Annotated in this window: 9 protein-coding genes; 1 reads left to right on the top strand and 8 read right to left on the bottom strand. The window is 41.1% G+C overall.

Features of this window, described 5'->3' with window-relative positions:
• Positions 1–38: 38 nt before the first annotated feature.
• The 6 genes from OQX63_RS21600 to OQX63_RS21575 all read right to left on the bottom strand — a co-directional run bounded on the left by OQX63_RS21600 (position 39) and on the right by OQX63_RS21575 (position 14,970).
• Positions 39–1,238, bottom strand: a complete 1,200-nt coding sequence (locus OQX63_RS21600; protein WP_265852879.1) for a glycosyltransferase — start codon at positions 1,236–1,238, stop codon at positions 39–41.
• Between the two features lie 10 nt (positions 1,239–1,248).
• Positions 1,249–2,448, bottom strand: coding sequence for a glycosyltransferase (locus OQX63_RS21595; RefSeq protein WP_265852878.1), 1,200 nt, complete (start codon positions 2,446–2,448; stop codon positions 1,249–1,251).
• Between the two features lie 12 nt (positions 2,449–2,460).
• Positions 2,461–3,225, bottom strand: a complete 765-nt coding sequence (locus tag OQX63_RS21590) for an alpha/beta fold hydrolase (RefSeq protein WP_265852877.1) — start codon at positions 3,223–3,225, stop codon at positions 2,461–2,463.
• Complete coding sequence (locus OQX63_RS21585) at positions 3,213–3,461, bottom strand: phosphopantetheine-binding protein (RefSeq protein ID WP_265852876.1); 249 nt, start codon at positions 3,459–3,461, stop codon at positions 3,213–3,215. Before OQX63_RS21585 ends, OQX63_RS21590 begins: the two co-directional genes overlap by 13 nt.
• A gap of 35 nt (positions 3,462–3,496) precedes the next feature.
• Positions 3,497–7,732 (bottom strand): beta-ketoacyl synthase N-terminal-like domain-containing protein, encoded by a 4,236-nt coding sequence (locus tag OQX63_RS21580; RefSeq protein WP_265852875.1) that lies wholly within the window; start codon positions 7,730–7,732, stop codon positions 3,497–3,499.
• Between the two features lie 197 nt (positions 7,733–7,929).
• On the bottom strand, positions 7,930–14,970 hold the full coding sequence (locus OQX63_RS21575) for a type I polyketide synthase (protein WP_265852874.1): 7,041 nt from the start codon (positions 14,968–14,970) through the stop codon (positions 7,930–7,932).
• Positions 14,971–15,924: 954 nt separating this feature from the next.
• On the opposite strand from OQX63_RS21575, the gene OQX63_RS21570 reads away from it, so the two are divergent.
• Complete coding sequence (locus tag OQX63_RS21570; RefSeq protein WP_265852873.1) at positions 15,925–18,270, top strand: glycoside hydrolase family 127 protein; 2,346 nt, start codon at positions 15,925–15,927, stop codon at positions 18,268–18,270.
• A gap of 179 nt (positions 18,271–18,449) precedes the next feature.
• Here OQX63_RS21570 and OQX63_RS21565 read toward each other — a convergent pair whose 3' ends face one another.
• Both OQX63_RS21565 and OQX63_RS21560 read right to left on the bottom strand, forming a co-directional pair.
• Positions 18,450–19,991 carry an alpha-N-arabinofuranosidase gene (locus OQX63_RS21565; RefSeq protein ID WP_265852872.1) on the bottom strand — a complete coding sequence of 514 codons (1,542 nt, stop codon included), beginning with the start codon at positions 19,989–19,991 and terminating at the stop codon, positions 18,450–18,452.
• 13 nt (positions 19,992–20,004) lie between these two features.
• Positions 20,005–22,008, bottom strand: coding sequence for an alpha-L-arabinofuranosidase C-terminal domain-containing protein (locus tag OQX63_RS21560; RefSeq protein WP_265852871.1), 2,004 nt, complete (start codon positions 22,006–22,008; stop codon positions 20,005–20,007).
• Positions 22,009–22,405: the final 397 nt, after the last annotated feature.

Genomic DNA, 22,405 nt, shown 5'->3' with positions numbered 1-22,405 from the left:
TCCCGACTGCATTGCACTCCGCTCGAAACGGTCTGGGATTAAACCGCTTCTAATGTTGTTGTTCTGGCAAAATCCTCAAGCAATTGCACCGCTTTATCATTGCCGCCAGCTGCAATGAATGTTTCTTTTATTTTTTGTGCTGCCTGGCGATATTTTGGGTTTTCTAAAAGTTCAAATACTGTATTTCTTAATTCGCTGATGCGTAAACGTTTGTAACGGATACTGATGCCGCAACCAGCTTGCTCAATTAATTTTGCGGTATGGAAATGATCATAGGCGATAGGGGTAATCAACATCGGTAAACCATTGGTAAAAGTGTCGTTTACTGTATTGAAACCTCCGTGACAAATCACGGCATCCATATATGGCATCAGTTCAGATTGAGGCACAAAGCCATTTACAATGAAATTGTCCGGCCATTTTTCAAAAATATCGGGATTGGTTGCCGCAACTATGGTTACAGGTTCGTTTTCGAAAGCGGTAATGAGTTTTTGAAAAAATGCCGCACGGATATCAACCAGCAAAGTGCCTAATGAAACAAATATTTTTGGGGTTCTAGCCTGGCTTAAACGTTCCCAATCAAAAGGTGCTAAATTTGGTCTGCCTTTTACAGGACCCACAAAATGCATGTGCGCTGGTTTTTCTTCAAAACCTGCAAAGGCCTGAGAAGTGAAAACCATATTCAGCTCGTGCGAGTGAATGTGGATATCGTCACTGTAAATGCCTACTTCTCTTTGTAAGCCTTTAATCAGGTTTTGTTGCCATTCGAATATTTTTGGTGCACTATTGGCGGTATCGCCCATCACATCGGGAGGAACCGGAGTGGTGGTAACTGATGGAATGCCTTTTAAATGCGCGCTTAGTGCACCAGCGAAAGTAATGCAGTCGTTAATAATCACATCGGGTTTCCATTTATCAACAAACTTGTTCAGCCCTTTCATCATCATCTTCGCAAAGGGTACATATGTTTCTTCGAGCGCTAGTTTCATCACCTCGGGACCCGAACAGGCAGGGCCATCATCCTGCCGTTTTAAAATACGTTGTATTTCATCTGCATGCTCAATCAGATCTTCTTCCGGATAGATAAATTCGCCGCCCTCGGGTAAATGTACCTGAGCAAGCGAAGTAATACCAAGCCATTTTACTTCATGGCCGCGGGCCAATAAACTGGCACCAATACTTAAGGTTGGACTGATATGGCCAAAGAAAGGCGGTACGACGAAAAGAAATTTTGACATAAAATGTAATTTAACTGATGAATATGTTTGAGGTTCTGTTACTTAAAGTTTCCAATAAATCTGCTGCACTTTCTGTTCCGCCAGCCTGGATAAATGATTGTTTGATCTGTTCTGCAGCAATTTTGTAACTATCGTTGTGCAGCACTTTATTTACTGCTTCTTTAAGGTGGCTGGCTTTAAACCGGTTAAAGTTTAAGCGCTCTCCCGCACCAACCCTGAAAACACGTCCGGCCACATGGCTTTGGTCGTAAGCAATTGGGATAACGACCATGGGCAGGCCATTCATTAAAGTTTCACAAACGGTATTGTGTCCGCCATGGCAAACTACGGTATCCAGGTGTGGTAAAAGTTCTAATTGTGGTACCTGGCGCTGCACCGTAAAATTCGCGGGCCATTTTTCAAATAAATCCGGATCGGAAACCACCACCACATGCAGGTCTTCATGGGCAAAGGCTTCGATTACCTTTGCGAAAAAAGCTTTTTTATGTTCATGATCGAAGGTGGTGCCAATACTAACCAATATTTTGGGCTGGCTGGTATGGAATGCCTCCCACCGAAAACGAATGGAGGTTTTACGCCGGTTAAAAACGGGCCCTACAAATTTAAAATGTTCCGGTAAATCCATTTCCCCGAAAAAATCACGAGAGGTGAATACCAGTGTAGCCAGATCGGAACAGGCAATAGAACTACTTGCCATAATGCCAAATTCTTTTTGCAACTCCACAATCTGGTTTACTTCCCATTCGTGCACCTTTGGCAACTCATCCATTACTTTTATGGCTGCAGGAGCGGTAACCGAAGTAACATAGGGATAATTTTTGTTGGTGGCTGCTATGGCACCGGCAAACATCTGATGATCAGTAATCACCAAATCGGGCTTAAACTGATCAAGTAGATCGGCAATGCCTTCATAACTGTGCCGGTTAAGTGGGATCAATACTTCCTCGTACAGAAATTTGATGCTATCGATACCATAAACAATTTTTTTGGTGATGATATCCAGGTATTTTTCTGAATCTTTTTTCTGCTGGTCGTTCTGGTCGTAACTAATCACAAGCAATTCACCGCCAACAGGAAGTTTGTTGCCCAATGATTGATCTAAAGTAATCCATGCTACACGATGGCCTCTTTCGAGCAAGGCAGTACCCATGCTTAGTGTAGGGTTAATATGGCCGGTTAAAGGAGGAACAACGAATACGAATTTTGCCATGTTTGTTTAATTTTATGTTTCCTGGAAAAAGTTTAGCAATGCTTCGGCTATTACCATGGGCTGCTGGATCGGGATATTATGGTCGCCGGTTACAGCAATCAAGGCAGCATTTTCAATCAAGCCATCTAACTGCTTGCCTGCGCTGAGGCAATTGGAATCGGTGCCATAAAGCAAAAGGGTGCTCTTTTTTATGGTTTTGATAGATTGACTACTAAAAAAGTTTTTTTCAATCTCCATATCAGTTTTAATGGAGGTTTGATAAAAGAGGTACTCGTACATGCGGTGGTTGCGCTCCATTTGTCTTTTACCCATTTTCACCTTAGTGGTATCAGTGAAATTTTCGACGTAATGTTCTAAAAACTCACGGCTGTACTCATCAATTATTCCCCTTGTTTTATCATCATTTGGATCTGGAGCTTCGATGATGGACAGTTTATTAATGCGCTCTGGAAAACGGATGGCCATTTTTAAAGCGATTAATCCGCCAAAACTATAACCGCCCAAATGAACATCGTGCAGGTTTAATTCATCCATTAAAGCCAATAAATCATTGGTCATGCTTTCCAGATCATACCCTGTTAATGTCTTTTCACTCATGCCATGACTTTTCAGGTCATAAAGTACCACATGGTATTTTGTGGCCAGCAGAGGAGCGATGTTAAAATAATAAACAGACAGGTTACTGAACATCCCGTGAACCAGGACGATGGTTTCAGCAGCTCCTTTATTAAGCTCCTGAAGGTGAACCGATTTGCCGTTTACCGTTATGATTGGCATTCTTCGATATAAGATATGATCATGCCCAGATTTAAATTGATCAGCTGATCTAAATCCATTGCTGATAACCAACCTGTAAAATCGATCTGCTCACCAAAATGTGCTTTTATTTTCTCAGAAAAGGATACAATTTCGATGCTATCCATTTCGAGGTCTTTGGTAAAAGAACTTTCTGGAGTGATATCCATTTCTTCAACAAACTCTTCGCCGATTACTTCAGTGATAAATTGTTTCATGAGGTTGAAGATTTCTTCGCTGCTTAATTTTGTAGTTATAGTGTCCATCCGATGATATAGTTTTTATGTTTAATTGTTTTGATTGTGATGTTATTAATGCGTAATTCTTCGCCATCTACAGATTCTACAGTATAGGCTTTAGGGTTCCCTTGCAGGCCTTTGCCCAGGTATTTTCCAAAGGCTTCCTTAGCTACCCAGAATCGCGTTGCCCATTCTGTTTTATCGAGGTTTTGGAGTAGTTTTATTTCATGATCGTTAAAAACAAGATCAAAAAAGCCTGCACTGCGTTCCTCTATGTGCTCAATGTCGATGCCAACTGGTTCGTTAAAACGGGCTATTCCAACGGCATCGGTACCTTTATGTGCAATAGAAATGTTGATGTTATCTGTTAAACCTCCTTTAACATAAGGCTTGCGATGTTCGTCTGAATAAATTTCGAAAGTAATGGGGTAACAGGCCTGATTTTTCTGTGTATTAAGTAAGTTTCTTACCGCATCTTTTGCTGCTACCCGGCTAATCATCCAGGTTTTTCTTTTGTTCGGCAAAAGGCTGTTGTGATGCTTTTTCTCTGTTTGATTGAAATATCTTTTCAGGATAAAATCCCATGATACCACGCGGGTGTAAGCGTTGCCGAAAAGAAAAACGCCAGGTGCAACTTCTTCCGATAAACGGTTGTGGAGTGGTGACATGGATACATTCCAAAGTGGTTCATCAATTTCGAGTCGGCGGTTCTGCCAGCCCGAAATAATCAACCAGGTAATGCCGTCCCTTTTCATGATGATGTCGGCCGTTGCAAATTCATCGTTTATTTCGGTAAGTACACAGGTACACTCGAATTGTCCTTCCTGATTGGCCATATCACCGAAAAATTCTATTTCCTGGATTTTAACAGGAAAAGCAATCCGGTCTTTTTCTAATGTAAGCTGAAGCCACAAACCGAACAGTTGGCCCGCATTATCAAGTAAAGAGCCTTTTCCACCTGCAGCTTCAATAATGCCGGTAATCCCTTTTTCGCCAACAGCGATTAATTTTTGAATGCCTTGGTAATCTGGTCCGTGGAACATGTGTGCGTCGTAAATCTGCTCAGTCGTTCGATCGATATCCAATAGCTTTCCGATATCGAAATCGCGGTTTGGAGCAGGGTTTAACTGTGCTGCAAGCTGTACTTCTGCATTGGCAAAACGCTCCAGGTTCAAATAAACCCTTTGTTCGTCTTTCCATTCTCCGGTTACGGTTTCCTGAAAAGGTTTAACCACATTCATCCATTGGAAAACACGCATATTCATAATTTTATGCACTTTTTCTCCGGGCGATTGCGCATTGGCTATTTCGGCAAATACTTCAAAAATCATGGTCATCGGGATCACCGGATCCATATCTTCAACGGTCGGCCATCCCTTTGGCTGCCTTAACAAGGAATGATCAATGAGATAAGGACAGTTATCCAGGCTTACATCAAGTTTTTGACTAAAAGGCTGTCTGATTGGTTTTGTCGGTTCGGCAGGTGACCAATGGCTAGGTCGGTCAATCTGAAAACCGGTATTTTCGAACAGTTCCATCATTTCGTTCTGCATACTGATCATTTCCATCACATTCTCATTAAAAGCCTGCAAAACCGGATGTTTTACCTCCTCGACAGTTTTGGGCTTTGCTGGTTGGGTTTGTTTAATGGTTAAACCTTTAAGTGTTTGCAGGTTATGGATGATCGGCGAGCCCAGTTCTAGTTTAATTCCCTTGTTACTCAGTGGGCGGGTTGATTTAATGTTACCCAGGTAATCAAGCCCGATTTCTTTTCCTTCCACAAAAAGTGCTGCCAAAACCCTTTGCAACTGTGTAATGCCCGAACGGATGGGCACATTAGCACTAATCGTGCTGATTTCTTTTCCTTTTAAGGTATCGTCTATAAAGCCGACCAGGCCACCCGAACCTACCTGGATAAATACGCGTGCGCCCTCAGCATAGAGTTTTTCGGTAAGCTCGCGAAAACGGACTGGTTTAATCAGATGCTCGGCACTTAACTGGCGGATGGCTTCGAAACCTTCAGGATAGGTGTCTAAAGTGGTCGCCGACCAAAGCGGTGTGCTGGTTTTTCGGAATTGCATATTTTGCATGCCTTCGAGGATCAAGCCCAGTTTATCGGCCACAAATGGAGAGTGAAAGCCCGATTGAAAAGGCAGAATCTGATTAAAAATCTGTTTCACCTTTAGGATCTGAACGAGTTCATCAAGCGCGGTTTTACTGCCACAGAGAATAACCTGTTGTGGACAGTTGTCATTAGAAAGGTATAAATCAGGTATGCTTTCTATAATGGGTTGAAGGGTGTCTAAACCTGCGCCTACGGCAATAAAGCGCGAATCTTTCAGTTCAAAAGTTTCTGGATTAAGTACACTCAGTAAATTCATTACCGAACTTTCTTCGGCCAGTTCAGAAGATCTTGCTGCAAGCCATTCGCCAAGGCTGTGGCCCGCATTCATATCAGATTTAACGCCCAGTTGCTTCAAGGCCTGATCTAAAACACTGCTTTTGTTCAGGATATGGAGGGCTTCGCTTAAAAGGCCATCTTGTTTCTCGCTATCATCAATAGGGATCCTGAAATAATCGGCTACCGATTTAATTTCACCACCAGCAAGTCCGTCTAAACCTGGAAAAACAAAGGCTATTTTACCATCGTTGGCCAATAAAGGTGAATTGGTGTACCAAATATCCTGTTTGTTTCTCCACGGAGAATTTTTAGCTACAATTTTTAAGGCTTTTTTGATCCTTTCTTCGCTTGGATTAAATAATACCAAACGGAAATTACCTTGTCCGGCACTGTAATTCCCATTTTCCAACGATTGGATCAAACTTTCATGAGTAGGTCTAGCCATCACTAAAACCTCATCTTTTTTAGGCTTATCGTAAGCGGATAATACCACATGGGCATTAATTCCCCCGAAACCAAAGGCGTTTACAGCCGCTAGTTTCGGTAGATTAGATTGGTTCCAGTCTATTGCCTTTTGAACAGCAGAAAAACGGGTTTCGGCCAGTTGAGCAACGGGTTCTTCACAATGTAAAGTAGGTGGGATAATACCATGATATAAAGCCAAGCTTGATTTGATCAAACCCGCAATTCCAGCTGCGGGCATGGCATGGCCAATGTTTGATTTAACAGAACCGATACCTGCTTTTGGCAGATCTGTATCCTGACCAAAAAACTGTTTTAAGGTTTCTACTTCGGTTTTGTCGCCAAGTGGCGTGCCGGTACCATGAGCCTCTAAATAGCCAATGTTTTTACGCTCCAATCCGGCATTTTTCCAGGCTTCTGTAATGGCTTTCAATTGGCCTTTAACTGATGGACTCATTACACTGGTGCCGCTTCCATCGCTGCTTACGCCCACGCCTTTAATTACCGAATAAATTTTATCCTGGTCTCGGATGGCATCTTCAAGACGTTTAAGTACCACAAAACCACAGCCTTCGCCAATAATCAAACCATCGGCATTTTGATCGAATGGTTTGATTTTTTCCTGTTTAGATAAAGCGCCCAATTGAGAAAAGATACTCCAGAAAGCTGCATTCTGCCCCAAATGTACGCCACCTGCAATAACCATATCGCAACGACCGCTATTCAGTTCCTGCACACCATGATCTACTGCAATGAGCGAACTGGCGCAGGCAGCATCCAGTGTAAAAGCTAAACCGCCTAAATTAAGGCGATTGGCTACCAGCGAAGCCACAAGATTAGGGATCAACCCCATTGCCGTATCGGCACTAAAACGGCCCTTGCGCAATTGGAATTCATGTTTTACCTTATCAATTTCAGTTTCTGTAAGTTGTGGCATCAGGTCTTTCAATATGCTCGAAATCTGTTCCCCTGTACGCACAATTTCGATCGCCCGGGTTGCACCAGGTCCTACATAATTGCCTTTCCCAATAATAATCCCTGTTTTATCCAGCGCATATTTTTTTTCAAATATACCTGCATCTTCCAGTGCCTGGTGCACCAGATCTAAGGTTAACAAATGATCGGGTTCGGTACCTTCTACAGCCAGGGGCAAAATGCCGAAACGTTGTGGATCGAATTGATGATCGGGGATAAAACCGCCCCGATTGCAATAAAAACGATCTACGCCACTTACCGTTTTATCAAAATGTACAGGGTCAATCCGGTCGGCAGGTACCTGTTGTGTCGAATCTACCCGGTTGATAATATTTTCCCAAAAGGCCTGCATGTCTTTCGCGCCTGGAAAAATGCATGACATTCCAATAATTGCTACATCGCTTTTCTTCATTGTTTTCGTTTGGGGGATCTTGCTACTTTTAATTCTTTTAATATTTATTTGTACTGGCTATTTTTAGCTTGCTTAACCAAATCGATCATTGTGATGTCCCGATTTTTACATCGGGATCAGCATCTTTTCTGTCAAATAGACCCTGAAATAAATTCAGGTTGACGGCCGGTAGCTAAAAATCCTGAAAATGATTTTTTCTATGTCCAGGTGTTTCCGGCCATGATCAATACCTGGCTTTCTTTACCATATTTTAGTTCGTTCAGGAAAGTTTCCATTCCATCCTGTAGCGGGATCAATGCAATTCCCCTCCGCTGGTATTCTTTCTCCAAGGTTGGCGAAACCATGCCTGCACCTTTCCAGGGACCCCAATTGATGGCCATAACCTTACCTTGTATTTTCTGCTTTAAAGCCCAGGCGTATTTATCCATTACGCTGTTTGCTGCGGCATAATCGGTTTGTCCACGGTTGCCATACACCGAAGCAATGCTCGAGAACAGGATTACAAATTGAGTTTCAGGGCGTAACTGTTCAGCTAATACCCTTAAAGGGGTTACTTTGGTGTCGAAAACACGTCCGAAAGATTCTGAGGTTTTACTACTGAACAATTTGTCTTCCAATAAACCTGCTCCGTGTACCACACCATCAATACGGCCGTAATCTTCATAAACCTGGTTGATTAAACGGGTAAGCGCTCCTTCATCTTTTAAGTCTAAGGATTCATAAACTACCGTCGATCCTCCTTCTTCTAAAGTTGCAATGCAGCGTAAAATCTGGTTGTTTTTATAGATCCGATTGGTTTCTTGTTCAATTTCTGCAGGCTTTTTGATTTCTCCCTGTTTAATCAGGTATTGCCTAATCTCATCTTTGGTTTTTAATGAAGCGCTTACTTCGTTTGCCGATGCGATAGGGTTTGCCGAACGGCCAACCAGTATGTATCTGCAAGGATAATCTTTAGCAAAATGGATCATCAATTCGGCAGTAATGCCTTGTGCGCCACCTAAAACCATTACTACTGCCTCTTTATCCAAATGGATATGTACATCGGTTTCGGTACTTAGAGGTTGGGGTACCAATTCCATAATGTGCCTTTTGTTGTCATTATAAATGATCTCTGAAGGTTTATCAGGATTCAGGATTTCATTTAAGGTAATATTCGTGATTTCATCAGGTGTCATCTTGGTTTCCAGGCTGATGAAACGGCATTTTGTATGTTCATACTCACGGTCTAAACTTTTAAAGAAACCAGAGTAGCCCTGATAATTTCTTAAGAAAGAAATATCCGATTGATCGTTAAAATATTGTTTGGTATCTGCAATTAGGTACACCCATTTTACGGTATCAAAATTCAATTTTTTAATGGTAGCGAAATGATCAAGAATACCCACTTTTTGCTGTGCTTCAAACATGTTCAGAATGATGAGGCCCTGATAACCATCCAGTGGATCTTCAAAGTTCACCAGATCGGCAATGGCGCCATGTTTCTCCAGTACTTTTTTGATTTTGATGGCTTGTCCGCCACCATCATCTGTTAAAGCGAAACGCTGTCCTTTTAAAATGGCGGCTTCGGTAATGGTTAGTGCTGCAGGAGTTAGCTCAAATCTTAAACGTGATAATTTTTCTTTTACCGTTTGATCATCGATGCTCTCCTCAATAAGCTTTTTTGCTTCTGTAAGCACCTCCGAACTTTTTGCTTCAACGTTGGCAATCCAGTTAATCAGTGCATTTAAGGTTTTGATTGCAGTTAATTTTTCCATTAAATCATCAGTTTGATCGCTTTGCGAACCAAAACCTATTTTTTCTTTAAGTGAAGCAATAATTTCCATTCTTTTGATAGAATCGATGCTTAAGTCTGCTTCCAGATCTAAATCCATGCCCAGCATTTCTTTAGGATAGCCTGTTTTTTCGCTTACGATCTCCAGAATAGTTGATTTTAACTGATCAATGGAGAATTTTGGCTGGTCAGTTTCTATTGTTACCCGTACTGTTGGAGTAGCTGCAGCGGTAGTTTTGGGCTGTACTGTATTTTCTGTAAGCCAATTTACCAAACTGCTCAAAGTTTTAAGGCCTGCCAGCTGTTCCATAATTTTATCTTCCGGAAGATTCAGTTGAGAAAAACCACCCAGTTCGGTACGTAGTGCACCGATAATTTCAACGCGTTTGATGGAATCGATACTCAAATCAGCTTCAAGATCCATTTCCATCCCCAGCATTTCCTGTGGATAACCTGTTTTATCGCTTACTAGCTGCAAAAGCACCAATTTTAAGTCTTTTGCTGCGCTTACTGGTGTAATGAGTTCAATAGTTTGTACCTCAGATACCTCTTGTTTGATCGTGATCTGATTTTCAACGCGCACTGGTTGAGGTGGCTGATATGATGTTAAGGGCTGATTAATGATTTGCGAAGGCATGGCTGGCGCTTGTCCTAAAAAGGAAAGCATCACGTCGCGCTGTGCCTGAATCAGCATTTTCATACTGTGCAGGTATTCCTGCAGCATCAGGTCTTTAGCTGAGCCATTAACCTGTTGACTTTCGGTTGTAGTAAAGGTGTTGTTCATGAGGGTAATTGGTTTAGTAATAGGTGATGCACCATTTGCCGGAAGTTTGCCAGTTGATGGAACAGCATGCTGACCATTGACATACCAGATCGCGGGACTTTTTTTATAACTGGAAGGTTCGTTTAGGTTGATGGTTTTAACAGAACGGCCTTCGAATAATTTTTGGAGTTTAATTTCCCGACCAGTGGCCATATAGCCGGCCAATGTGCCCAATAAATTGCTGAGTTTGTTGTGGCCTTGATCTTCGGTATGCAAAATCACTTCATCTTTGCCAATACATGCCTTGGTTAAACCACTTAGCACCTTGCCAGGACCAACTTCTACGAAAATCCTGGCTCCGGTAGCATACATATCCCTGAGTTCTTCAACAAAAAGGACAGGTTTTATCAAATGGTCAGTTAAACGTTCTTTAACTGCATCAGCATTTGTTGGGTATTCTTTTGCCGTGGTGTTAGACCATACCGGGAGTTTTAAATCGTTAAAATTTACACGGGATAATACTTCATGGTAAAGCTGTTTTGATTTGGCTACCAAGGGACTATGGAAAGCACAGGCTACTTCGAGCGGACGGAAAGATATTTTGGCATCTTTTAAAACAGCCGCTAATTTCCCTATGGCTGCTGTGCTGCCCGCAATTACACATTGTGTTGGTGCATTAAAGTTTACCGGGTAAACCGATTCAATATCGGCAAGATATTGTGCAAGCTGCTCTTGTTTTGCGCTTACGGCAAGCATTGTGCCTGGATCACCGTTTTCTACAGCATTTAAGATAGCTTTTGCCCTTTCTGCACTGAGGTGAACCAGTGCTTCTTCTTCAAAAGCACCTGCAAAGCAAAGTGCAGGCAGTTCGCCATAGCTATGCCCCGCAACCATATCAGGCACAATGCCAAGTGATTTTAAAAAGTTGGCAATGGCCAGGTCAACAATACCCAATAGCGGTTGTGCCATGCGCGTATCTTTAATGCGTTCTTTTTGTGCTTTTGCATCGACATCGTTAAATACTGTATTTGGAAAGAGAATTTTTTCATATTCTGGATAAGCTTTCAGCAGTTTTCGCATTTCTGGGAAAATGACAAAAAGATCTCTGGCCATGTTTATCCGTTGGCTGCCTTGCCCTGGAAACATAAAGGCTACTTTACCTTCCTGTTTTTGAGTGAGGTAGGTATCTTTACTTTCTACGCCAGATAACACAAGATCTATTTTCATCACCAGGTCTTCCGCATGGTTGGCCACAATGCTCAATTGAACGGGTTTGGTGTCAGCAGTAGCCAGGCTGTAGGCAATATCTTTGAGTTCGATCTGATCGTTTAGTTCTAATAGGTTTTTTACTGATATGACTCGGTTTTTAGCCTCCTCATAGGTGTCACCCCTGAAAACAAAAAGTTCTGATGGCCATGATTTTAATATCGGATTTTTATCTTCTGTATTTTTGGCACTTTCCAATACGGCATGGAAATTTGTTCCGCCAAAACCGAAAGCACTAACGCCAGCATAGCGTTTTTCTTCCATCCATAACCCAGCCTCGGTATGGAAAGCAAAAGGACTCGTTTGTGCGTTGTAGAAACTATTTGGCGTTTTTAAGTTAATAGTAGGTGGTTTAATGCCATGATAAACAGATAGCGATGCTTTAATCAGTCCTGCAATGCCTGCGGCACATTTAGTATGACCAATTTGTGTTTTTACAGAACCTAGATGTGTTTGTCCGGCTGTTGCGCCTGATTGGTTAAGCATATCGGTTAATGCACTGATTTCTGTTTTATCACCAACTACCGTTCCTGTACCATGTGCTTCAACCAAGCCAATCAAAGAGGGTGTAATCCCTGCCTGACTGTAAGCTCTTTCCAATGCATTTACCTGTCCGTTTTTACGTGGCGCAGTTAAACCCAGGCTTTTGCCATCACTCGATCCACCAACGCCTTTAATAATAGAATAAATGGTGTCGCCATCGCGTAAAGCATCGTCATATCTTTTTAATACGATCATGGCAATGCCTTCGCCAAGGGCAATTCCATCTGCTTCGGCATCAAATGTTGCACATCGTCCTTTTTTAGAAAGGGCATGTGTGCTCGAAAACATCAGGTAATCGTTAATGCCGTTATGCAGATCTGCTCCACCGGCCAAAACCATATCTGATTTCTCTAAAAATAGCTCCTGGCAGGCCAAATCAATGGCTGCAAGAGATGAAGCACAGGCTGCATCAACAGTATAATTTCTGCCGCCCAGATTTAACCTGTTGGTAATTCTGCCTGAAATCACATTCGCCAAAATGCCGGGAAAAGAGTCTTCTGTAGCTTTTGGTAAAGCAGCATCAAGTTCAGCTGGCATTTCGCCAAAAACCTGTTTGTAATATCCCCTAAAGCTATAGCTATTGGCAAGATCGTTTCCACCTTCTGCTCCGATAATTACAGAAACATTTTCATTATCCACACCACCATCGGCATAACCTGCGTGTTGCATAGCCTGTTTGGCAACCATCAGGGTAAGCAGTTGGGTAGGCTCAATAGCAGCGAGCGATTGTGGTGGAATGCCAAATTCTAAGGGATCGAAATCTATCCTTGGGATAAAACCACCCCATTTGGAGTGCGACATATCGCCTGCAGTAGAATCAGGGTTATAATATAGTTCTTTGTTCCACCTTTCGTCTGGAACTTCCGTAACAGAGTCTTTGCCTAGGATGATATTTCGCCAGTATTCTTCAAGGTTTCTGGCACCTGGGAAAATACAGGCCATGCCCACAATAGCTACATCAAGTGCTTTTGCCTGATTAACAGGAGGCGCAGGAAGTGTTGCATTTAATATATGTGTATAGTTTTTGTCGGCTACATCCTGATGAAGATCGAGTAATGACATTACTTCCTTGTGCATAGGAGCAACCTGGCCGATCATGTACATACCCAGGTCAGTCTGTTCTGCCTCATCAATTTTTACCAGTTCATTGCCACGTCTTTCAATTCCCTTTGCAGCAATGCGCAAACGGCCAACATTAAGCGACTCGAGTTTAGCCCAGATTTCTTTTTTATCCAGGCCCTCTGCCTGAAGTTTCTCTTTTTCTTTGTTAAAGAAAGTAGCAAAAGCAGAATTCAGGCAGCGTGTTTCGTGTCCGGGAGCCGTTTCCAGCAACACGGTATCGTTCGCCTGCATGGCTTCCTGCTGAAATTTATCCAAAATAGCTCCTTTACTTACCGCTTCTTTGGTGTATAAATAGGCTGTGCCCATTAAAACGCCGATTTTCATGCCTTTGGCCGCCAAAGGAGCCGCCATTACGGAGATAAAAGCGGTAGAAAAAGCATCATGAATTCCTCCAGCAAAGAAAACACTGATCTGATCGGCATTTTCTTCTTTTAATAAACGTTCGATCTGTTTTTCCCATAAAACCATGCTGGATAGGGGGCCAACATGCCCGCCACATTCGCGGCCTTCGAATACAAAACGTTTAGCACCTTCTTTTAAAAACATATCTAAAAGAGCGGCAGATGGTACATGTAAAAAGGTCTTTATACCTGCTTTTTCAAAGGGTTTGGCTTGAGAAGGTCTTCCACCTGCAATTAATAAAACAGGAGGTTTGGCTGCTAAAATATATTCCTGTTGCTCATCCCTGAGTTCTTGTGGGGCAAAGCCTAAAATACCTACACCCCAGGTTTTTTCGCCTGCCAGCTTTTTGGTTTCTTCAATCAGGTTTTTGGCTGATATTCCTTTTAATAAGGAAAGTGCAATGAATGATAAGGCGCCAGCTTCCGAAACGGCATCTGCAAAAGGCGCTACATCACTTACCCTGGTCATGGGCCCCTGTGCGATAGGGTAAGTGATGTTCAGGTCTTGAGCAAGTGGGTTTTTTGCCTTAATAACGTTGATGGCTTTAGCTTGTTTTAAATGCCCATAGATGGCTTCTTTAATGCCAAAAACCATTTTTTCTAGCTTTTTGTATTTAGTTGCCAGGTCAGTGGATAAGGTAATATCCTGGCCCATTGGAAGATAATTTGTTTCCAGATTATAACCTTTGAAATATTTTTGAAGGTCATTATAAGTTGTGTCTTCTGCCAGCACCGGCGAATTGGGGCGGGCCAACACACGGCAGTTATCGATCAGTTTGGTTTCTGTTCCACTTAATTTAGCACAAACATTTTTTAAATCCTCAGGAGCAGAACATTCTGGGAATAATGCAAGCTGACTATCCAATATTACTCCTGCTGCGCCCTGCGCCATTAAAGAGGCAGTTGTATGGATACCTATGCCACCCTGAACCCAAACGGGAATGGAGGTGATTTCTTTAATAATACGCTGAAAAAGAACAAATGAAGATTCGTACGCCACTCGGCCTGCACCTTCATTGCCTTTAACAATTATTCCATAAGCGCCATTTTTTTGTGCATTGATAGCCGATTCAAGATCAAAAACCTGGTAAATGATTTTTGCAGATGTTTTGGTTTTTAGGGCAAGATCATAAGGTTTAATAATCAAGCTCACCTGTGTCGGTAAATCAATATCTACTAACGAAGCTGAATTGATGCTCACGCCAAAGTCGGAAATGCCTGTGGCAAGGAGTGTGGAAAGTGCATTTTCAGCTTCCTGGTAGCTATGGCCAAGACTTAGGACCGGAAAGCAACCTGCTTTTTGTAGATTGGAGACTAATCTACTGTCGGGTATTTCGAAGGGAGTTACTGCAATAATGACGTGTTTATTCATGGCTTTAGATTTTGATGCTACTCTTCTGTTTGGTGGATTTGATCCTGAGCGAAACATAATGGTTCTTTATGCCTGCCTTAATACTCAATAACACAGCTTTTTAAAGCTAATATTGTTGTGTATTATTATTTATACTAAAATGATAATTAAATATGTCAATATATTTTAATAATTTATAAATGAATGAACTGAACAGGATACTTGCTGAGCCATCTAAATTTTATTAAAATGAGTTTTATGAACGAAAATTTAATCAATATTTTAAATAATGGTACTAAATGTATTGTATTGAAATTTTAATACACAAAGAAAGATTATCACTATTTAATTAGTATTAATAATGGGTTAATTTACGAATTTATTTTTTGTAAGTTATTGTTATTGTGAAATTTATATATTTTTTTTAGCATTTTATCTAAAATAAATGGCTTAGATACAATTTTTTGAATTAAAAATTAGGTTCTGGGTGTTATTAGTGCATATTTCAGATAAGTAATGATTTTTACTAAAAATTATCATTTAATTATGATGTAAATTGAAACCAATTAATTTGTAGTATTAATTACTATATAAATATATGGATTTGTGTTTTGTGTAGAGGATGCCTAAGGAATTCGGTAAGAAAAAATGCCCAAATGTTAAATGATTTGGTCAATACTGTTTTAATTGGTAATTGTTTTTATATCTTCGTTTTATAAATGTCTTTAAGACGTTTATTTAACCAAATGTGATCAGTATTCTGTTTGGCTGGTTTTAATCATCAAGCAGATGTTGTATTAAACCTTTAATTGTATGAGCGTTCAACCATTTACCAGTTAGTTAATATTCTGGGTATAATTAGCTAACTGCAAGCACAAAAAAGCCCGATTAAGTTAGTACGGAAGTTTGTTAAATGTTATACCTAATCTTTACCGACTGCATTCAATTATACTTGTTATGATGATGTTTTTAAAAATGAAAAAAATAATTCCTGCCATTTTGTTTACCGCCTTATGCGGAACTGTTTTAGGGCAAACTGCCTTGCAGCCATTTAGTTTGACAGAAGTCCGCTTGCTTGCTGGGCCTTTTAAACAGGCACAGGAAACCGATAAAAAGTACATGCTATCGCTGGATGCGGATAGGCTTCTGGCGCCATATTTAAGGGAAGCGGGGCTAAAACCTAAGGCAGCATCTTACGGGAATTGGGAAAACACAGGCTTAGATGGGCATATTGGTGGACATTTTCTTTCGGCACTCTCTTTAATGTATGCCGCTACTGGCGATTTAAAGGTAAAGGAGCGGATAGATTATATGATTGCCGAGTTGGATAAATGTCAGCGCCAAAATGGCGACGGTTACCTGGCAGGGATTCCTGGTGGCAAGGAAATCTGGAAAGAGATTAAGGCTGGCAATATCAAATCATCCAGTTTTTCGCTAAATGGAAAATGGGTACCCCTGTACAATATCCATAAAATTTATGCAGGGTTGTATGATGCATATGCGGTTGCAGGTAATGCAAAAGCGAAGCAGATGCTGATCAAGTTAACAGATTGGTGCATGGATGTGGTCTCCAGTTTGTCCGATCAGCAAGTGCAGGAATTGTTAAAGAGTGAACATGGTGGATTAAACGAAGTTTTTGCACATGTTTATGCGATAACAGGCAACCAGAAATACCTTAAACTGGCAAAACGGTTTTCAGATCAATCTATCCTGAATCCACTATTAAAAAATACAGATGCCCTGAACGGCTTACATGCCAATACGCAGATTCCGAAAGTGATTGGTTTTGAGCAGATTGCCTTATTGGATAAGGATCCTGCCTGGGCAGACGCTGCTGCGTTCTTTTGGAAAACGGTAGTGGAACATAGAACAGTTGCCATTGGAGGAAATAGCGTTAGAGAGCATTTTCACCCTGCCAATGACTTTTCTTCGATGACAGAATCGCGGGAGGGACCAGAAACCTGCAACTCTTACAACATGTTAAAGTTGACGAAAGAACTGTTTTTAGCGGATCCTTCTAATACTTACCTCGATTATTATGAACGTACACTTTACAATCATATTCTTTCATCGCAAAGGCCAGAAGGAGGTTTTGTCTATTTTACACCCATGCGGCCAGGGCATTACCGTACTTATTCGAATCCGCAGGAAAGTTTCTGGTGCTGTGTAGGTTCGGGATTGGAAAACCATGGCAAATATGGAGAATTGATTTATGCACACCGAGCGAATGATGTATTTGTGAATCTTTTTATCCCTTCAACCTTAAACTGGAAAGAAAAAGGCATCCAACTTACACAACAAACCCTTTTTCCAGATGCTGAACAAACGACAATCAAACTTCAATTGAAAAGTAAACAACGCTTTGCGTTACATTTCCGTCAGCCTGCATGGCTGGAGCAAGGGAAAATGACTGTACTGGTAAACGGAAAAAAGGTAGCTGCTAAAAGTGGGGCAAACGGTTATGCCAGTATCGATCGCACATGGAATACAGGTGATGTGGTTAATATTTCCCTGCCCATGCATACCACTACGGAGTTTATGCCCGACGGTTCTGATTGGGTAGCTTTTATGCGTGGACCAATTGTACTTGCTGCGGAGATGGATACGCTAAATCAACCTAATTTAACCGCTGATGGCAGTAGAATGGGACATATTGCTTCTGGTGCTTTATTCCCGATCAGCGATGCACCATTGGTTACGGGACCTAAAAATACGCTTGCCAATGAAATTACGTTGACCGATAAAAAGAGTTTAACTTTTAGTGCCGGAAATGCGATTTATCAGCCAAGATTTAAATCCTTAAAACTGGTTCCTTTTTATACCCTCGCCGAAAAGCGGTATGTAGTTTATTTTCCTTACAGCAGTGAACAGACATTGCCAGAACGGGCAAAGGCGATTAAACTGGCTGAAGAAGAAAAGATGAAGATTGAACAGAAAACAGTTGATCTGGTTAACCCCGGAGAGCAGCAACCAGAATCTGATCACAATTTTAAAGGTGAACAAAGTGATAATGGAACCTACCAGGAAAGGCATTTTAGAAATGGGAAAGCATGGTTTAGTTATGTGCTTAAAAACAAAGACTTATCCGGAAATAAACTCAGTTTAACCTATTTTGGAAAGGAGAAGGACAAAAACTTCACTATCCTGATCAATGGGGTTAAAATTGAAAATGTAAAGCTAGATGGAAGCAGGGGAAATGTTTTTTATACGCAGGAATATCAGATTCCAAAAGCGTTGTTAAAAGCAGATTTAGAAGTAAAATTCGTTGCCGATCAGCGATCGGCTATTGCGAATATTTATGAAGTAAGGCTGGTGAAGTAAATTTGTGCTATTGTAGTCTGTGCGGACACAGGCTACTAGATATAAGAGACCCTTCAACAAGCTACCATTGAAAGGATTTACTAGGATGGTCGTCATTCTCGCGCATGCGGGAATCTTAATACGTTTGGATTAAGATCCCCAATCAAGTTGGGGATGACGACCTCTCGAGGGATATTACCTTATTTCAATTCCAGAACTACAACAGATTGAGCTGGTAGTTCTACTTTTAACGAATTGCCTGATTTTTTTGCGCCGGTAAATTTTGCATTGTGCACTTTGTTCAAATCGTTAAATGTGTTTACATCTGTTAATTTAGCTGAAGTTAAAATCTGTCCGGTAACCGAGCTCCATTTTAAACCGTCCAAAACGGTACTTAGCGCAATTTTTTTATTGGGATCTAAATTAACCAATGAAATATGAATCGCGCCGCTGGCATCCTGCGAAGCAGAAACATTTAGCGCCGGGATTTTTTGACCACCTACAACATAATCAGGACTGGTAAATGCAATTGGTAAATATCTTGCATCCTGGTGTACCTTGTAAAGATCAAAAACATGATAAGTGGGGGTAAGGATCATTTTGTCTTTTTCGGTCAATATTAAGGCCTGTAAAACATTTACTGTTTGTGCCAGGTTAGCCATTTTTACACGATCAGAGTGGTTATTGAAAATGTTTAGCGTAGTGCCTGCAATTAAAGCATCGCGTAAACTATTCTGTTGGTACAAGAAACCCGGATTGGTTCCAGGTTCTACATCTGTCCAGATTCCCCATTCATCAACCACTAAAGCAACTTTCTTTTTAGGATCGTATTTATCCATTATTGCGGAGTGCTTGGTCACTAGTTCTTCCATATGCAGGCAGTTTTTCATGGTCGAAAAGTATTGTGCCTCATCAAATTTAGTGGCTGATCCTTTTTTGCCCCAGTTTCCTGTTGGGATGGTATAATAGTGTAAAGTTAATCCCCACATTTGGTCGCCAATATTTTTCATGCAGGTTTCGGTCCAGTTGTAATCGCCTGAATTGGCTCCACTGGCAATTCTTTTTAGCGGGGCACCAGGATAGTTGCGTGCATAAGTGGCATACCTGCGGTATAAGTCAGAATAATAGGCCGGCGTCATGTTACCGCCACAGCCCCAGCTTTCGTTACCAACACCCCAGAAAGAAACTTTCCATGGTTTTTCTCTTCCATTTTGGCTACGGATAGCCGTCATTGGGCTTACGCCATCAAAATTTAGATATTCTACCCATTTGGCCATTTCCTCAACTGTTCCGCTACCTACATTTCCTGCGATATAAGGTTCGCAATCAAGCATCTGGCAGAGGTCTAAAAATTCGTGTGTACCAAAGCTATTGTCTTCTGTTACACCGCCCCAATTGGTATTAACCATTTTTGGCCGCTGGTTTCTCGGACCAATGCCATCTCTCCAATGGTATTCATCAGCAAAACAACCTCCCGGCCAGCGCAGGTTCGGAACCTTGATCTTTTTTAAGGCCTCTACAATATCTAATCTTATTCTACCTTTATTTGGGATGGTCGAATTTTCACCTACCCAAAAACCATCGTAAATACAGCGGCCCAAGTGTTCTGAAAAATGACCGTAAATATGTTTGCTCACCACCTGATCGCCTGCAGGCTTAATGGTGAGCTGGGTTTCATTTTGTGCATGCACTAAAATAGAACTGCAGAATAGGGCTGCAGATAAGAGAAGTTTTTTCATCATGATTTCGTTAAATCTATTGGTTAAATGGGATTTTGATCACGTTAAAAGAATAAGGTTTTAACGCAATGTTTAATTTTTTGCCTTTTAGGTTGATCGTGCTTTTTTTCGGACTTACCGCTTCAGGATTTTCAAAAGAATTAACCTGAGTAAGGTTGCTGTTTGCTATTTCTTCATTAGTGGCCTTACTTTTTAGTTTCATTTTCCCTTCAAGGTCAAAATCTATTTGCTGCGATTGATTGGAGTTGTTGGCGATTTTAATGATCAGTTCTTTTTTGGCCTGATCGGTTACGGCAGAAGCATAAAGCCCATCCTGGCCAATAATGTTCTTATCATCAAGTGTAATCGAAACTACATCTGTTCCCTTATTGGTAGAAAACTGTTTCTGCACATAATAATCAGGGGTGCCATACGATTTTAAGTTATCTACCCAGATCATATCGGGTGCCCACTGCCAGGCGTCGATATTAGCGAAAAGCGGGGCATAAGAAGCCATTTGTACCACATCTGCATTGCGCTCCAAACCTGTCATTAAGGAAGCTGAAGCTAATGCACTTTGCCAGTTGTTGCGGTTACTTCCAACTATACTATTGTCTGCATGAACCGCATATTCGCCAACAAAAACCTTCGATCCGTTTCTGGGATAGTTATCATAACGGCCAGCATTTTTTAAAAACCAATCGGCAGATCGGTAATAGTGTTCGTCAATAAAGTCAGCATTATTGCCTCTTAAAGTTGTATTCAACAAATTAAATCGATCACCTTCCGGATCAGTTCCCGAGCTGTTAATCAGTTTAAAATCAGGATATTTGGCTTTTATGGCTTTGGTGAAAATGGCTAACCTTTCCAGGTATTGTGGTCCCCAGTTTTCGTTTCCAACACCCATCATTTTTAGGTTAAAAGGTTTCGGGTGACCTAAATCGGCCCGTACTTTGCCCCATTTGGTTGTCACATCGCCATTGGCAAATTCAATAAGGTCTAAGGCATCCTGTACATAAGGATCCAGTTCATCAAGCCCGGCTACTTCAGCCGAGTTAAACTGGCAGGCCATACCGCAATTTAATATCGGTAGTGCATCTGAACCTATATCTTCGGCCAGTTGGAAATATTCGAAAAAGCCTAAACCGAAACTTTGAAAATAATCCGGTGCAGCACGGTTTGCAAATTCAGTATTCCAGCGGTTGATAATTAATTGCCTGTCTTCAATGGGGCCAATGGTTTTTTTCCACTGGTAGCGGTTTGCCAGATCGGTTCCTTCTACAATACAGCCGCCAGGAAAACGGATAAAACCAGGTTTCATATCGGCCAATAACTGCACCATATCTGCCCTTAATCCTTGCGGACGGTTTTTCCAGGTATCGCCAGGAAAAAGACTAATCATATCTACATCAATATTTCCATTTCCCTGAAACAGAATAGAGAATTTAGCTTTTGGATCAGTTTCCGTAGCAGTAAAACTTGCTGATTGTTTTTTCCAGTCGCTACCCGTTTGGTTAGGTGTTAAAGTTCCCTGTCCGATGATTTTATTGTTCGCGTCTTTTAACATCAGTACCAGTTTAACCCCAGGGGCTGATTGGCGGTACATCAATGAAAAATCGTAGCGTAATCCTTTTTTTACTCCAATACCTTTAAATCCTTCATTTACGAGCTCAAAATCGTCGGTTTGTTTTTTTATCTGTAAATATCTGGGATTGGCGGTATTTACCTCTTTGCGGTTTACCACCAATATTTCGCCTTCCTGCTGCTTTTTCCGCTGAATTGTCCAGCCCATTAAAGGTTTGGTAAATTCGAAAGAGCGGTTTTTAATTAGTTCTGCATAAATGCCGCCATCGGCACCAAAGTTAATATCCTCGAAAAAAACACCCCACATGTTCGGTTGCACTTTAGCAATACTTTGGTCTGTTTTAACTTTAATTACTTTTGCAGTTTGAGCCTGCACTGCAGTAGTGTATCCAATTCCAACGGCAGCGTACGCAATACATGCTGAAAAGATACTTTTTATAGGGTAATTTAATTTCATACGGTTTATACTTGGAAGATTCTCATGGTAAAAGTAAAATTTTTAAAATAATAAACGTTATATGAACATTTATTTTTTTCTTCTTCAGTCGTTTTATTAGTAAATTCTACAATCTTAGTATTGGGGAATATAAGGTAAGCAAAAGAAATAGGAATGCAGGTAGTAAAGGCTTTAGTCATTAACTTTTTACTTGATATTTAGCATTAATGAGGTAGAAGCATTTAAAGTTTTTTTAATCATATTGACAGGGCAAATTTTGATAATTGGGCTACAAAATCTGCAGTATTTATATTTTGTTCTCTTGTTGATATTTGGAAATGAACGGTTGGTGGTTCTTGGCAGTTTTAGTCCCGCTTTCGCTTATAGTCCTCGCTGCGCTGTGGGCTATTCCGCTCAT

The sequence above is a fragment of the Pedobacter sp. PF22-3 genome (assembly GCF_026239555.1).
Taxonomy (GTDB): domain Bacteria; phylum Bacteroidota; class Bacteroidia; order Sphingobacteriales; family Sphingobacteriaceae; genus Pedobacter.
The sequence above is the reverse complement of the archived record's forward strand: the minus strand, read 5'-3'. Positions and strand labels throughout refer to the sequence as shown.